The following is a 13,640-nucleotide window of genomic DNA, read 5'->3' on the forward strand; positions in this document are numbered from 1 at the left end:
TGTCAGCAGCGAAAGATCGCGCACCGCCTCCCCCACAAAGCACACCGGATGGCCGGGCTTGTCCTTGACCCCAGGCCGCGCGGCATAGCCGGCCTGAATGGCGATCTCCGCCAGTTGGGCTCCAAGATGCGCAGGCACCAGCGGCATATCGCCCAGAAACACGAACAACCCTGACCTGCACGACGCCAGCGCGGCGCTGCCGGTGCGGATCGAGGCAGCCATGCCCTCTTCCCAGCCAGGGGTCGGAACGATGCGGCAGGCTAGCCTATCGAGCGCGGCTTCGATCTCCGCATGCTCGGCCCCGGTCGCCACCACGACATCGCCAAAGCCTGCCGCCAGCACCGCCTCGGTGGTGCGGCGGATCACCGGCGCACCGCACAGATCGGCGAGCAGCTTGGCGCCGCCAAAGCGCCGCCCGGCGCCCGCCGCGAGGATCAACGCGCCCCAGCCCTGCAGCATGTCAGCCGCGCCCGGTCAGGCCTTGGCCTGTGTCATCAGCGGCAATGTGCGGATGCGCTTGCCGGTCGCGGCGAACAGGGCATTGGCCAATGCTGGCGATGCCGGTGGCACGCCGGGCTCGCCGATCCCGCCCATCTTCGCCCCGCTCTCGATGAAATGCACATCGATCACGGCAGGCGCGCCTGCGAGCTTCAGGATGTTGTAATCGTTGAAATTGCTCTGCACCACCGCGCCCTTGTCGATGGTGATTGCCTCGCCGATCGCCGATGAAAGGCCCATCACCATGCCGCCTGCGATCTGCGCCTCGGCATTGAGCGGATTGACCGTGGTGCCGCAATCGACCACCGCCCACGCCTTGAGCACCTGGGGGCTGCCATCCTCGCGCACCGTCGCCTCTATCACCTCGGCGACGATGGTGCCGAAGCTCTCGACGATGGCTATGCCGCGCCCGACACCCTCGGGCAGCGGGCTGCCCCATCCGGCGCGCTTGGCGACGGTGTCGAGCACCTTGAGATGCCGCGAATCCGCAGCCAGATGCTTGCGCCGGAACTGATAGGGGTCCTCGCCCGCCGCCTGCGCCAACTCGTCGATGAAGCTTTCGTTGTAGAAGCCGATCTGGGTCGAATTGACCGAGCGCCAAGGCCCGTCACGCTGGTTCGACTGATAGCTGAAATGCCGCCGCGAGGTTGCGGGGATCGCGTAGATGAAGCTCGTCTCGCCCTCGGCATCGCCGCTCTGCACATAATCGGTGCGCCACGCGCTGATCTTGCCGTCCTTGCCCAAAGTCGCCTTGAGCTGAGCCGAGGATTGCGGGCGATAGGTGCCGTGCCGCACCTCTTCCTCGCGGCTCCACACCAATTTGACCGGATAGGGCAGCTGCTTGGCGAGCAGCGCAACCTGATCGATGATCTCGGTGACATCGGGGAAGCGGCGCCCGAAGCCGCCACCCATCAGCATGGGGTTGAAGACGACGGCATCGACATCGATCCCGGCCGCCTTGGCTGCACGCACGCGGGTCGACAGCGGGTCCTGCAGACCGCCCCACAAAGTGAGCTTGCCGTCCTTGTAGTGTCCGGTGAGCGTGAACGGCTCCATCATCGCATGGTGCAGGAAGGGCACGCGATAATCGGCGGTAAGCGTCTTCGCGCCCGCCACTCCGAATGCGGCATCGACATCGCCCTCGCCACCCTCGTTCTCGGGCTTGCCCGATGTGCGCAGCTTTTCCTGCGCGGCATGGATAGTGTCGCTCGACAGCGCGCCGTGCCCGCCATCGGAGAACTTGGGGCTCAGCGCCTTCAGCCCCTTGAGTGCCTGCCAGTAGCGCTTGGCGACCACGATCACCGCATCGTCCAGCTTCACCACCTTTTCGACCCCGGCAACGCCAAGCGCAGGTTTTTCATCGACCGAGAGCAATTTGCCGCCACGCACCGGCGCCGCCGCGATCGTCGCGACGCGCATGTCGGGCAGAACCAGGTCGATGCCATAGACCGCGCTGCCATCCACCTTGGCGGGGATGTCCAGCCGTGCAATCGGCTTGCCGATGAGCTTGTACTGTTCGCGCGTCTTGAGCTCGGGGCTGCCCGTCAGCGAGCGTTCCGCCGCACCCGCGGCCAATTCACCATAGCGCAGCGACTTGCCCGATCCTCCGTGGATGACCTTGCTGTCCGCGGTAATCAGTTCGCTTGCAGGAACGCCCAGCCGGTCGGCGGCCTCCTCGATCAGCGCCAGCCGCACCGCCGCACCCACCGTGCGCATGCCGACCTGCCCGGTATAGCGCACCGCGGACGATCCGCCGGTGATTTGCAACGGCATCGACCGGGCGATCATCCCGATGATCGCGTTGGGAAGCGCGTTGATCACGCCGGGTGCACCCGACATTTCGGCCAGAAAGCCCTTGCCCAGCGCGCTGTTGGCAAAGGCGAGATCGGCCGGAGCCTGCTCGACCCTGACCTTGCTCCAGTCGGCATCGAGTTCGTCCGCCAGCATCTGGCCCAGCGCGGTGTGCGTGCCCTGGCCAAAATCGATATGCGGAGAGTAGACGGTGACGGTGTCGTCCTCGGCGATCTTCATCCAGCCAAGGAAATTGTGATCGTTGCCGGTTTCGGTAAGCGCCTTGGCGCGGGCATTGGCGGACCTGTCGCTCCAGTAGACGCCGAAGACCCCGCCGCCGACCAGCAGCGCGCCACCGATCAGAAAGGCGCGGCGGACCATGCCCTTCTTCTTTCTGGGCGGAGCAGCTTCCAGCGGAGCATCGAGGTGCGGTGTGGGATTGTCAGCCATCATGCCTCTCCCTTGAGCGCGGTTGCGGCCTGGCCGGTCGCCGCCAGAATGGCCTTGCGGATGCGTGGATAGGTGCCGCAGCGACAAATGTTGGTCATCGCCTCGTCGATCTGCGCGTCGCTCGGGCTGCCGGTCGCCTCGATCAGCGCCACCGCGGCCATGATCTGGCCCGACTGGCAATAGCCGCACTGCGGCACCTGCGCGTCGATCCACGCCTGCTGCACCTTGTGCAGCGCGCCATCGGCGCTCTTCAGCCCCTCGATCGTGGTGACCGACTTGCCCGCGATGTCGCTGATCGGCACGCTGCACGACCGGGTGATCTGGCCATCGACATGCACCGAGCATGCGCCGCACGCGGCGATACCGCAACCGAACTTGGTGCCGGTGAGCTCCAGTTCCTCGCGCAGCGCCCAGAGCAGCGGAGTGTCTGCGTCCGCCTCGACGCTGACCTGCTTGCCGTTGACCTTGAAATCGATTGCCACTGCCGCCACCCCCGTCGCCTGGATCAGTCCTGTATGACAACCTAATGGCCGGCGGGCCAATGTAAATACCGCATTGCAGCAAGTCCCGACGATTGCGGGGATTGCACTGCGACCCGGGCCGTCTCCAGTGCTCTCGTCATCTGCCGCCAACTGGTGCATGGTCGCAGCATTGCAAGGGACACGCGCTGCATGATCTATATATGGCTGAACATCGCCCCCATTTTCGCCGCGACCCTTGCCGGGCTGGCCCTGGGAGTTGCCTGGGCGAGGATATCGGGGCTGCGCCTGTCGATCGGCGTGGGGATCGCCGCGCTGCTCGCCCAATTCTGGCTTGTCGCGATCCTGGCGGGCGCGGTGATCCTTGCCCCGGATCAGGCCCCGCCCTGGACGATGGCGCTGGGCAGCGCCTTCATCATCTGGATCGGGTTCGTGCTTCCGGTGCTGGTGGTGACATTGGGGGTCGGCAGGGCGAGTGTCCGGACCATCGCCAGCGCGGCGGGATATTGGCTGACGACGATGCTGCTGCAGGCTGCGCTGCTGCAGGCGATCGGGCTGGTACCGCCGCCTGCGGGATGATCCGCGCGGCTGCAACTGGCGGTCGGCGCAACAATCGCCTATTCGCATCGTATAGAACTCTGGTGCCCACCCGGCGCCTGCCGTCTCCCAAGCCCGTGTTTCAACCAAGGCCAGACATTTCATGACCGCCGCCAGCCCCGAAACCTTTGGTGTCGTGAGCTACAACATCCGCAAGGCGATCGGCGCCGACCGCAGGCATGATCCCGAACGGATCATGCGGGTGCTGGCCGAAACCGGCGCGGATATCGCCGTGCTTCAGGAGGCGGACCGACGCCTCGGCGAGCGGCACAGCGCGCTCCCTGCAGGGCTGGTGGCAGAGGCAGGCTGGCAGGTGGTGCCGGTTTCGACCGCGCGCAACGGCATCGGCTGGCACGGCAATGCCATCCTCGTCTCGCCGCGGGTCGAGATCCTGCGCGGCGAGCGGCTGAAGCTGCCGATGCTCGAGCCGCGCGGCGCGGTGCTCGCCGATCTGGCGATCGACGGGCACCCCTTGCGCATCGTTGGCGCGCATCTCGATCTGTCGGGCCTGTGGCGCCCGCGCCAGCTCAAGGCGCTGGTCGGCCATGTCCACGCCCAGGACGAGGAGCGGCCGACGCTGATCACCGGCGATTTCAACGAGTGGCGGCGCGAGCCTTCGGGTCTGCTGCATCTGGTGCGGCATTTCGAGCATGTCCGCCCCGGCCCCAGCTTCCCTGCACGCTGGCCGGTCGCGCATCTCGACCGGATGTTCGTGTCCGCAGATCTGGCGGTCGAGCAGGCCGCGGTGCACGCTAGCCGGCTGGCAGCGCTGGCGTCGGATCATCTCCCGGTGTGGGCGCGGCTGCGGCTGCCCGGCCTTCGCCAGCCCGAGGAATCATGAGCACCACCGGCTGGATCGCGATTGCTGTCGCCGTTCTTGCGGGCGTGTGGATCGTGCTCCGAATCACCTTCCGGCTGCCCACCCTGCCACCGCATCCGCCCGCTCCTCCGCCGCAGGACACGCCCGACAGCCGGATCGGCCAGGCGGTTGCCGGGCTCGAGGCCGCGCATCCCGGCCTATCGGGGATCCTCCCGCTGGTGGATTCGCGCGGAGCCTATGCCGCGCGGGTCAAGCTCATCCGCGCCGCCGACCGCTATCTCGACGTGCAGTATTACATCTGGCGCGAGGATGTCGCAGGGCTGCTGATGCTCGAAGAGCTCCGCCAGGCCGCGGACCGGGGCGTGGCCGTCCGGCTGCTGCTCGACGACAACGGCATCGCCAAGCTCGATGACGAGCTGGTGGCGCTGGAAAGCCATCCCAATGTCGAAATCCGCCTTTTCAACCCCTTTGTCATCCGCAAACCCAAGGTCATGGGCTATCTGCTCGACTTTTTCCGGCTCAACCGGCGGATGCACAACAAAAGCCTGACCGCCGACAACCAGATGACCATCATCGGCGGGCGCAACATCGGCGATGAATATTTCGGCCCCGGCGACCAGCCAGAATTCGCCGATCTCGACGTGCTCGCCATCGGGGCGATCGTGCCCGAGATGGCGACGGATTTCGCGCGCTACTGGACCAGCGCCTCCTCCTATCCCGCGCCGTTGATCCTCCCCGCCGCCACGCCAGGTGCGCTCGATGACCTCTCGGGCAGGATCGCGCAGATGATGGAGACCGACCCGCTTGCCAAAGCCTATGCCGCCGCCGTGGACACTTTGTCCTATGCCGATCCGCTGACGCACACTTCGCTCGATTATGACTGGGTGCCGGTGACGATGATCAGCGACAATCCCGCCAAGGCGCTGGGCCATGAACCGAGGTCGCGGACACCGATCGGCGAGATCGGTGCGATCATGGACGAGACGACGCAACGGCTGGCGCTGGTATCCGCCTATTTCGTTCCTGCCAGGTCGGGCGCGGCGATGTTCGAAGCGATCGCGGCGCGCGGTGCATCGGTCGACGTGTTGACCAACGCGCTGGCGTCGACCGATGTCGCGGTGGTCCATGCCGGCTATTCGCGCTACCGCAAGCGGCTGCTGCGCGCGGGCGTGCGGCTTTGGGAGATGAAGGGCGATGCGCCGCGTCACCCCTCCCCGCGCAGCGGAGTGCTGGGCAGCCTGCCGCGCTCCAGCCGGTCCTCGCTGCACGCCAAGACCTTCACCATCGATGGCGAGCGGCTGTTCGTGGGATCGTTCAACTTCGATCCGCGTTCGATGCACCTCAACACCGAGCTGGGTTTTCTGATGGACAGCCCGGCACTGGCGCAAAGGCTGCAGCAGCTGTTCAGTGAACCGATGCGCCAGCGGGCCTATCAGGTGCAAATGACGCCCCGCGGCGCACTGCAATGGATCGACGAGCGGCCCGAGGGCACGGTGATCCACACCCACGACCCCTGCACCACGCTGGTGCGGCGGATGCAGGTGGTGTTCTGGCGGGCGCTGCCGATCGAATGGCTGCTGTGAGCGCCAGGCGCTATTTTACTGCAACCCGCTTGTAGCGCCACGCCTGCGGCTTGCTGCCGTCGATCATCGAAGCTTCGGCGAGCAGCATCCCGTCTTCCATCCAGTAACGGATGCGCTGGGGATATGTGTGGTTGGGGTTGACGAACACCACCTCGGCCGGACCCGCCCTGACCGCGCGAAACGCCGCGGCGGGGTTGCCGAAGGGCGATCCGTAGAACATCAGATCGCCATTCTCGTTGCGCGCGATGCGCATGAACTCATAGCTGGTGACCGCATCGGCGCGGCCGCCGCGCCCGGTCCCCAGCATGGTCTGCGCGCGGCACGCCGTCCAGTTCTCCTCGGTCCACTTGCCTTCGGCTTCCTCGGAGACCCAGCGCCCCTCGATCCAGCACGGCAGCGATGGCGGCGCGGGCAGGCTCGGCAGGGCACCCGCCTGCAATGCCATCGCGATGATCCAGCCAGCCAGTCCCATAGCCCCTACCCTTTTTGGCGTGCCTATTTGCGTCCGTCGCGCAGCAGATAGATGCCGCTGGCGATGATGATCCCGGTTCCGGCCAGCGCCACCAGATCGGGATAATCCTGATAGAACACCACGCCGAGGCCGATCGCCACCAGAATCTGGACATAGACCATCGGCGCGACCACCGCGGCCGATCCGCGCACAGTGGCGGTATAGATCAGCATATGCGCAAAGCTGGCGGAGACCGCGACCACGGTGCACACCAGCACGACGTGCTGCGTCGGCCAGCCGATCTGCAGCGGCGGATAGCCCGAAAAATGGCCGATCGCTGCCGCCAGCAGCAGGATCGGCGCCGCAATGGCCGCCACGATGAACTGCATCAGCAGCACGCTTCCCGACCCTGCCGCGCGCGCATTGGCCATCATCAGCCCGCTCATCCCGAACGCCGCTGCCAGCGGCAGCAATGCCGCCCAGCCCAGCTCGGCAAAGCTGGGGCGCAGCACGATGATCACGCCTATGAACGCCACCAATGTCGCCACCCAGCGGCCCCGGCTGAGCCGTTCGCGATAGAGCAGCGCGGAGATCGCAGCGGTGAGCAAGGGGGCCATGAACTGGATCGACACCGCGGTCGCTAGCGGCATCAGGAAGATGCTGGTGAAGAAGGTGAGCGTGGCGACCGCCAGGAAGAACCCGCGCGCCAGCTGCACTCTGGGCAGGGGAAATCGAAAGCCCCCACGCCCCTCGACCAGCAGCAGAACGATCCCCAGCCCGACAGCGCCGATGGTGAAGCGCAGCGCCGCAACCGCCATTCCCGGCCATTCGCCGCTGGTCGACTTGATCAGCCCGTCGCCGCCCGAGAGCAGCGCGAACCCGGCAAGCGCATAGGCCATGCCCGCTGCGACATTGCTGCGCCGGGCGTCAGCCGAAGCCGAACCTTCCGCTTTGGAACTGGAATTGTCGGGCAATGCGCACGCCTGCTTGGATGTTGTTAACTTTTGCCGGGCTTAATGCCCGATATCCGGATCGATGCAAGCCGCATCGCCGCTGCCCGGCGTTCTGCGCCAATCCCTCGCCAGCCAGGCGTTAGGATATTGTCAAAGTTTCCGGGCTATTCACCATGTAGGTCATCGGCAGATGTTTCGATCTGTCCGCAAATCCGGGAAAATCGGTCACCATGAGCGCGTTTGGCAGGAAAAACGGAATAGGGCAGATGGGCGCCGGAGCGCGCCCCAGCTTTGGCGTCGCGCGCCCGATGAAGGGCGGATCGGCCGCTCCTGCCCCGGAATCGCGACTGGGCCTGTCGCTCGACATGGGCGGCGACCAGTTCCCCGACCTCGATTCTGCAGACCTTCCCAGCCTGGAAATGCTGGACGAAACCCCCGAAAGCGTTGCGCTGAACGAGGCGATGACCCGGCTGTCGGATCGCGCCAATTCGGTCGCCGATCTGGGCCCGCGGGTCGAAGGCTTCGAAGCTTCTGTCCACAAGATCAAGGAACAGGTGCTGCCGCGCCTGCTCGAGCGCGTCGATCCTGAAGCTGCCGCCACGCTGACCAAGGACGAGCTGGCCGAAGAATTCCGCCCGATCATCCTTGAGGTGCTCGCCGAACTCAAGCTCACGCTCAACCGGCGCGAGCAGTTCGCGCTCGAAAAGGTGCTGATCGACGAGTTGCTCGGCTTCGGCCCGCTCGAAGAGCTGCTCAACGATCCGGATATCACCGATATCATGGTCAACGGGCCCGAGCAGACCTATATCGAAAAGAAGGGCAAGCTCACCATCGCGCCGATCCAGTTCCGCGATGAAGAGCATCTGCTGCAGATTGCGCAGCGCATCGTCAACCAGGTCGGCCGCCGCATCGACCAGACCACGCCGCTGGCAGATGCCCGTCTAAAGGACGGCAGCCGCGTCAACGTCATCATCCCGCCGCTGTCGCTGCGCGGCACCGCGATCTCGATTCGTAAGTTTTCCGAAAAGCCGATCACGCTCGACAACCTCAAGGACTGGGGCGCGATGTCGGAGAAGATGGCGACCGCGCTCAAGATCGCAGGCGCCTGCCGCTTCAACATCGTCATCTCGGGCGGCACCGTTTCGGGCAAGACCACGATGCTCAACGCTCTGTCGAAGATGATCGATCCGGGCGAGCGCGTGCTGACCATCGAAGACGCCGCCGAACTTCGCCTGCAACAGCCGCACTGGCTTCCGCTCGAAACCCGCCCGCCCAACCTCGAGGGCAAGGGCGCGATCAGCATCGGCGATCTCGTCAAGAACGCTCTGCGTATGCGTCCCGACCGCATCATCCTCGGCGAAATTCGTGGCGCGGAGTGCTTCGATCTGCTCGCCGCGATGAACACGGGCCACGATGGATCGATGTGTACGCTCCACGCCAACAGCCCTCGCGAGGCATTGGGCCGTATGGAAAACATGATCCTGATGGGCGACATCAAGATCCCCAAGGAAGCGATCAGCCGCCAGATCGCCGAATCGGTCGACATCATCGTCCAGGTCAAGCGTCTGCGCGACGGTTCGCGCCGCGTCACCAACGTCACCGAAGTGATCGGCATGGAGGGCGAGGTCATCGTCACCCAGGAGCTGTTCAAGTTCGAGTACATGGACGAGGGTGCCGACGGAAAGATCATCGGCGAGTACCGCTCGACGGGCCTGCGCCCCTATACGCTCGAAAAGGCGCGGCAGTTCGGCTTCGAACAGGCGTATCTGGAAGCCTGTCTGTAAAAGCCGTCCGGCTTATCAATAGCCCTTGAGAGCGATCGCGGTGGCGAACACGGCGATCACTGCCGACACGATCAGGATCAGCGGCCAGGGCATGAAGCCCACCCGGTCGAAGTCGCGCCTGCGCATCCGTCGCGCATCCGCGATCGCTGCGGTGCCTGCCAGCGCGGACATGGCGATGGCCAACTGGCCCCAGATGCTGTGCAACATGCAACTCTCCTCAGATCGCGTCCATTTGGGGTGGCGCGGCGCATTGTCCAGCCCCAATCGTCCGCGATCCACAGCGATTCCTTGACCAGCGCGAGCGTTAGGTTAGCCTGTGTCCCTCAGGAAACCGGGGGGCATGATCATGCGCGGTACTGGAATACTCTGGGAATTGCTCGCCAAGGCGAGCGAAACATCCACATCGACATCCAAAGCCGGGAATGGTCCGGGCCTCAACCGCCGAGACGTGCTCGCGGGTCTGGCCGCGATGGGGCTGGCTTCGGCGTGGGACGGCAGCGCGCTGGCGGCGGCGGGCAGAACATCGCGCATCGCGATCATCGGTGCAGGGCTGGCCGGGCTGGTCGCGCTCGACCGACTGGTGGCGGCGGGGCTCGATGCCACGATCTACGAGGCGCGCGGCCGCATCGGAGGGCGGGTGCTGACCTCGACCGGCCTGCCCGAGACCAACCTGTACGTCGAGGACGGCGCGCATCTGGTCAACACCAACCACACCGACATCCTTGCGCTGGCCAGGCGCTTCAACATCGGCCTGATCGACCGCGGCGCGATGGTGGCGCGCGAGCGCTTCGTCGTGGATGGCGTGGAGCTATCCGAGGCCGGGCTGATCGCCGAGTTCCGCCCGCTCGCCGCGCGCATTGCCGCAGATGCCACGCTGGTCGACGAGGATTTCGAGCGCAACGCGCCCCGGTTCGACGCAATGTCGGTGCGCCAGTATCTCGACGGCGCAGGTGCCGCCGCGACACCGCGCGCCCGCGCGCTGGTCGAGGCGACGATCCGCACAGAATATGGCTCTGAACCCGGCGAGGTCTCCGCACTCGAGCTGTTCTTCAACCTGCCCGCGATCGCCGACGACCGCGTGGCGCTGATCTCGGGCAGCGACGAGCGCTACAGCCTCGACGGCGGGTCCTCGACCATCCCGCGCGCACTGGCCGAGCCGCTGATGGACCGGATCAGGACCGGGCACGCGCTGCTGTCGGTCCGCCGCAAGGGCAAGGCGCTGGTGCTCGCCTTCGCCAACGGGCAGAGCGTCACTGCCGACCGGGTGATCATCACCGTGCCCGCACAGATCCTGCGCACCATCGATTTCGGCGACACCCTTCCGCCCGCGTGGCAGGCGCTGAGCCAGGAGTTCAGCTGCGGCCGCAACGAGAAGATCAACGCCGGCTATGCCACCCGCCCCTGGGAGCCGCTGGTGGGCGCAGGCGGCGCGGCGTGGGCGGCGCGGACCGGCGAGCCGGGGCTGTTCAGCGAATTCTGGGGCGCGAGCGCGGGCCAGGATTCCGTGCCGGAGGGCGTGCTGACCTGGTTCTTTGGCGGATCGCAGGTCTCGGGCCTGCAGGATCTGGGCCCCGAAGGCATCCTGCGCGCCTGCGAACGCGAGATCGCGCCCGCCGTCCCCGGCCTGGCCGCCCGCACGCTGCGCCGCACCGCATGGGCCGCCGATCCGTACGCGCAGGGCGCCTATTCGCGCTTCCTGCCGGGCCAGCTCACCCGCTATGCCGCGCATTTCTGGAGCGAGGACGACGATGGCAAGGTGACCGCGCCGCTTCCGTCTGGACCGATCCTGTTTGCCGGCGAACATCTGTCCGACAGCCACACCGGCTACATGAACGGCGCCGCCCAGACCGGGCGTCTGGCGGCGAATCAGATCATCGCCGGTGTCAATCGTGCTTGATCGATCCGAACACCGCGGAACGCCAGCCTGAACGCTCGAACGGCTTCCAGTCGTCCTCGGGCAGCGCCAGGCGGTCGGCGATGGCGTACATCACCATCGGGTTGACGCCCAGGCCGCAATGGCTGGCGATCACCTCGATATTGTCGGTCTGCGGGCCGGGTTTCTGCACCGATCCACGCCATGCAACAATGCCGTCGGTCTTGGTCAGGATCGATGTCGTCGGAACCGGCGGGGCTTCGTCGAGATTGCGGAAGCGCCCCTGCTGCAGCGGCTCGGGTTCGGGGCCGTTGAGCCTGTCGAACAGCTTACGCGCATTGGTGTGCCCACGATCGTTGGAAATCGGGCTGCCGAGCGAAATGACCTGGCGGACCTTGTCCGGCGCGTTCTTGGCAATCTCGCGGGCAAACACCCCGCCCAGGCTCCAGCCGATGATCGAAACCTTGCGGCCCGACTGTTCGTGAATGCCGTGGAGCAGATCGTTCATCTGCGTCTCGCGCGCATTGTCGATCCGGATATTGCGGCCCATGTCCCAGCCATGCGCGTCATAGCCCAGGCTGGTCAGCAGGTTGCGCATCGGCTTGGTCGAGCGGTCGCTGGCGAGGAAGCCGGGCAGCACCAGCACGCTGTGCCCATCCCCCCTGGGCAGCATCGAAAGCGCGCCACGAAATGCGTAGAACGCTCCCAGCTCGACCACCGCCCGGCCTTCCGCCAGGGTCCAGAAAAGGTGCGGCGGCTTGGCAGACTGGGTAGCGGTAGCGGTCATCAATGTCTCCGATCTGTCATGCAATATGGAGCGTCAGGGCCAAAAGACCAGACCCATCACGCAGCGACGCTCGCCTTGCTCTTGCGCTTGCGCCGGGGTGCGGCCTTTTCGGCAGGCGGTGATGCCCCAGCCGCCAGCGCGCCCATCAGGTCAGCAAACGAGGCCTGCAGGCATTCGGAATAGAATTCCGGATCGGGCATCGCCTTGCGGCAGGCGGTGAACGCGATGGTCGCCTGGTCGACATAGCTTTGCACCACATGCCCCAGCGCCAGCCCGTCAGTCAGGCACAAAAGGCCGTGCATGCTGATCATCTTGGCGCCGGTCGAATAGATCGGCACCGGCGGTCCCGGGACATTGGTCACCACGGTACTGAACGGCGGCTTCACGTAATTGGCCAGCCCCAGCCGGGTATAGAGCTGCGCCCCCAGCGCCATGAACAATGCGGGCGACACCTTGCTCATTTCGGTCATCTGCCGCGCGCCGATCGCGTCGGTCATGGCCTTGGAGCGGACCGTCTGCTCATGGACATAGGCCAGGCGCTCGACCGGATCGGCGATATGGCTGCCCAAAGGCACGATCATCGCCGACACCTGGTTGCCCATGGTGTTCTTTTCCTTCTCCGCCCGCACCGAAATCGGGGCCATGGCGGTGAGGCTGCTCTCGGGCAGTTGGCCATGCGCCGTCAGATAGCGGTGCAGACCACCGCCGATGATCGCGAGGAACACGTCATTGATCTTGCACCCGGGCGACAGCGCGCGCAGCGCCTTGATATCGGCCAGGCTGAAGGTGCGCCCCTCGACCACGCGGTTGGGCGAGACGGGCACGTTGAACCGGGTGCGCGGGGCGGCGATGGCGGTGTTGAGACTGAACTCGTTGGTCACCAGCCCCTTGGCCGCACGGTACAGTCCGGGCGCGGCCTTGGCGATCACGCCGGTCTGCCGCCACGGGTTGAGCCAGGCGCGGACATAGCCTTTCAGGAACAGGCCCAGCGGATCGGGGACGCGGTCGGGTCGCCAGGCCTGGGACGCTGGCGGAGCCGGGTCATCGGGGCGCAGGGTGTGCAGCGCATCCATCAGATCGATGCCCGACATGCCGTCGATCGCGGCATGGTGCATCTTGGTGATCATCGCGAAGCTGCCCTTGGGAACGCCCTCGATATTGTCGAGCCCTTCGACGACGCAGATCTCCCAGGGCGGGCGGGTCAGGTCGAGCGGGCGCGAGAAGATGCGCGCGGCCTGGATGCACAATTGCCGCCAGTCGCCCGGCTTGGGCAAGGCGACGTGGCGAACGTGATATTCAAGATCGAAATCCGGGTCCTCGATCCAATAGGGGTAATCGAGGTTGAGCGGCACCTTGACCAGCCGCTGCCGCATGGTCTGCGACAGATGCATGCGCGATTCAAAGAACGCCAATATGTCCTTGAAGCGGACGAACCCGCCCGGCGCGGTCGATGGATCGTAGATCAGGATGGAGCCGATATGCATCGGCGCGTTGCGCTGCTCCAGCGCGACGAATGATGCGTCCATCCCCTGCAGTTGCCGCATAAATGCCCCCTCTCCCGGACACCGGGGCGG

The 13,640-nt window shown here is 65.8% G+C and carries 12 protein-coding genes and 1 pseudogene; 5 read left to right on the top strand and 8 right to left on the bottom strand.

Annotated features, from left to right (window positions below):
- Positions 1–27: 27 nt before the first annotated feature.
- The 3 genes and pseudogenes from B5J99_RS19930 to B5J99_RS16710 all read right to left on the bottom strand — a co-directional run.
- Positions 28–459, bottom strand: a pseudogene (locus tag B5J99_RS19930) (nucleotidyltransferase family protein); the annotation flags it as partial.
- A gap of 15 nt (positions 460–474) precedes the next feature.
- Positions 475–2,742 carry a xanthine dehydrogenase family protein molybdopterin-binding subunit gene (locus B5J99_RS16705; RefSeq protein WP_117353039.1) on the bottom strand — a complete coding sequence of 756 codons (2,268 nt, stop codon included), beginning with the start codon at positions 2,740–2,742 and terminating at the stop codon, positions 475–477.
- Complete coding sequence (locus tag B5J99_RS16710; protein WP_369814838.1) at positions 2,739–3,230, bottom strand: (2Fe-2S)-binding protein; 492 nt, start codon at positions 3,228–3,230, stop codon at positions 2,739–2,741. Before B5J99_RS16710 ends, B5J99_RS16705 begins: the two co-directional genes overlap by 4 nt.
- Before the next feature lie 180 nt (positions 3,231–3,410).
- Between B5J99_RS16710 and B5J99_RS16715 the strand changes: the two genes are divergently transcribed.
- From B5J99_RS16715 to B5J99_RS16725, 3 genes are all read left to right on the top strand, one after another.
- Positions 3,411–3,797, top strand: a complete 387-nt coding sequence (locus B5J99_RS16715) for a hypothetical protein (protein ID WP_117353040.1) — start codon at positions 3,411–3,413, stop codon at positions 3,795–3,797.
- Positions 3,798–3,918: 121 nt separating this feature from the next.
- On the top strand, positions 3,919–4,656 hold the full coding sequence (locus B5J99_RS16720) for an endonuclease/exonuclease/phosphatase family protein (RefSeq protein ID WP_054134618.1): 738 nt from the start codon (positions 3,919–3,921) through the stop codon (positions 4,654–4,656).
- A complete protein-coding gene (locus B5J99_RS16725; protein ID WP_117353041.1) occupies positions 4,653–6,218 on the top strand; it encodes a phospholipase D-like domain-containing protein in 1,566 nt (521 codons plus the stop codon). Before B5J99_RS16720 ends, B5J99_RS16725 begins: the two co-directional genes overlap by 4 nt.
- Before the next feature lie 10 nt (positions 6,219–6,228).
- Here the strand turns inward: B5J99_RS16725 and B5J99_RS16730 are convergent, their stop codons facing one another.
- Positions 6,229–6,690, bottom strand: a complete 462-nt coding sequence (locus tag B5J99_RS16730; RefSeq protein WP_117353042.1) for a DUF6265 family protein — start codon at positions 6,688–6,690, stop codon at positions 6,229–6,231.
- 23 nt (positions 6,691–6,713) lie between these two features.
- Positions 6,714–7,643, bottom strand: a complete 930-nt coding sequence (locus tag B5J99_RS16735) for a DMT family transporter (RefSeq protein WP_245991667.1) — start codon at positions 7,641–7,643, stop codon at positions 6,714–6,716.
- A 209-nt stretch (positions 7,644–7,852) separates the two neighbouring features.
- Here B5J99_RS16735 and B5J99_RS16740 point away from each other — a divergent pair, with 209 nt between their 5' ends.
- Complete coding sequence (locus tag B5J99_RS16740; RefSeq protein WP_117353043.1) at positions 7,853–9,406, top strand: TadA family conjugal transfer-associated ATPase; 1,554 nt, start codon at positions 7,853–7,855, stop codon at positions 9,404–9,406.
- 15 nt (positions 9,407–9,421) lie between these two features.
- On the opposite strand, the gene B5J99_RS16745 is transcribed toward B5J99_RS16740, so the two are convergent.
- Complete coding sequence (locus B5J99_RS16745; protein WP_054134623.1) at positions 9,422–9,613, bottom strand: hypothetical protein; 192 nt, start codon at positions 9,611–9,613, stop codon at positions 9,422–9,424.
- Between the two features lie 133 nt (positions 9,614–9,746).
- On the opposite strand from B5J99_RS16745, the gene B5J99_RS16750 reads away from it, so the two are divergent.
- Positions 9,747–11,303, top strand: coding sequence for a flavin monoamine oxidase family protein (locus tag B5J99_RS16750; RefSeq protein WP_117353044.1), 1,557 nt, complete (start codon positions 9,747–9,749; stop codon positions 11,301–11,303).
- Here B5J99_RS16750 and B5J99_RS16755 read toward each other — a convergent pair.
- Positions 11,290–12,066, bottom strand: coding sequence for an esterase/lipase family protein (locus B5J99_RS16755; protein WP_069050273.1), 777 nt, complete (start codon positions 12,064–12,066; stop codon positions 11,290–11,292). The two genes, B5J99_RS16750 and B5J99_RS16755, sit on opposite strands and share 14 nt — an antisense overlap.
- Positions 12,067–12,122: 56 nt before the next feature.
- Entirely contained in the window at positions 12,123–13,610 is a 1,488-nt protein-coding gene (locus tag B5J99_RS16760; protein WP_245991668.1) for a WS/DGAT/MGAT family O-acyltransferase, read from the bottom strand.
- Positions 13,611–13,640 lie beyond the last annotated feature (30 nt).

Source organism: Blastomonas fulva (genome assembly GCF_003431825.1).
Classification (GTDB): Bacteria; Pseudomonadota; Alphaproteobacteria; order Sphingomonadales; family Sphingomonadaceae; genus Blastomonas; species Blastomonas fulva.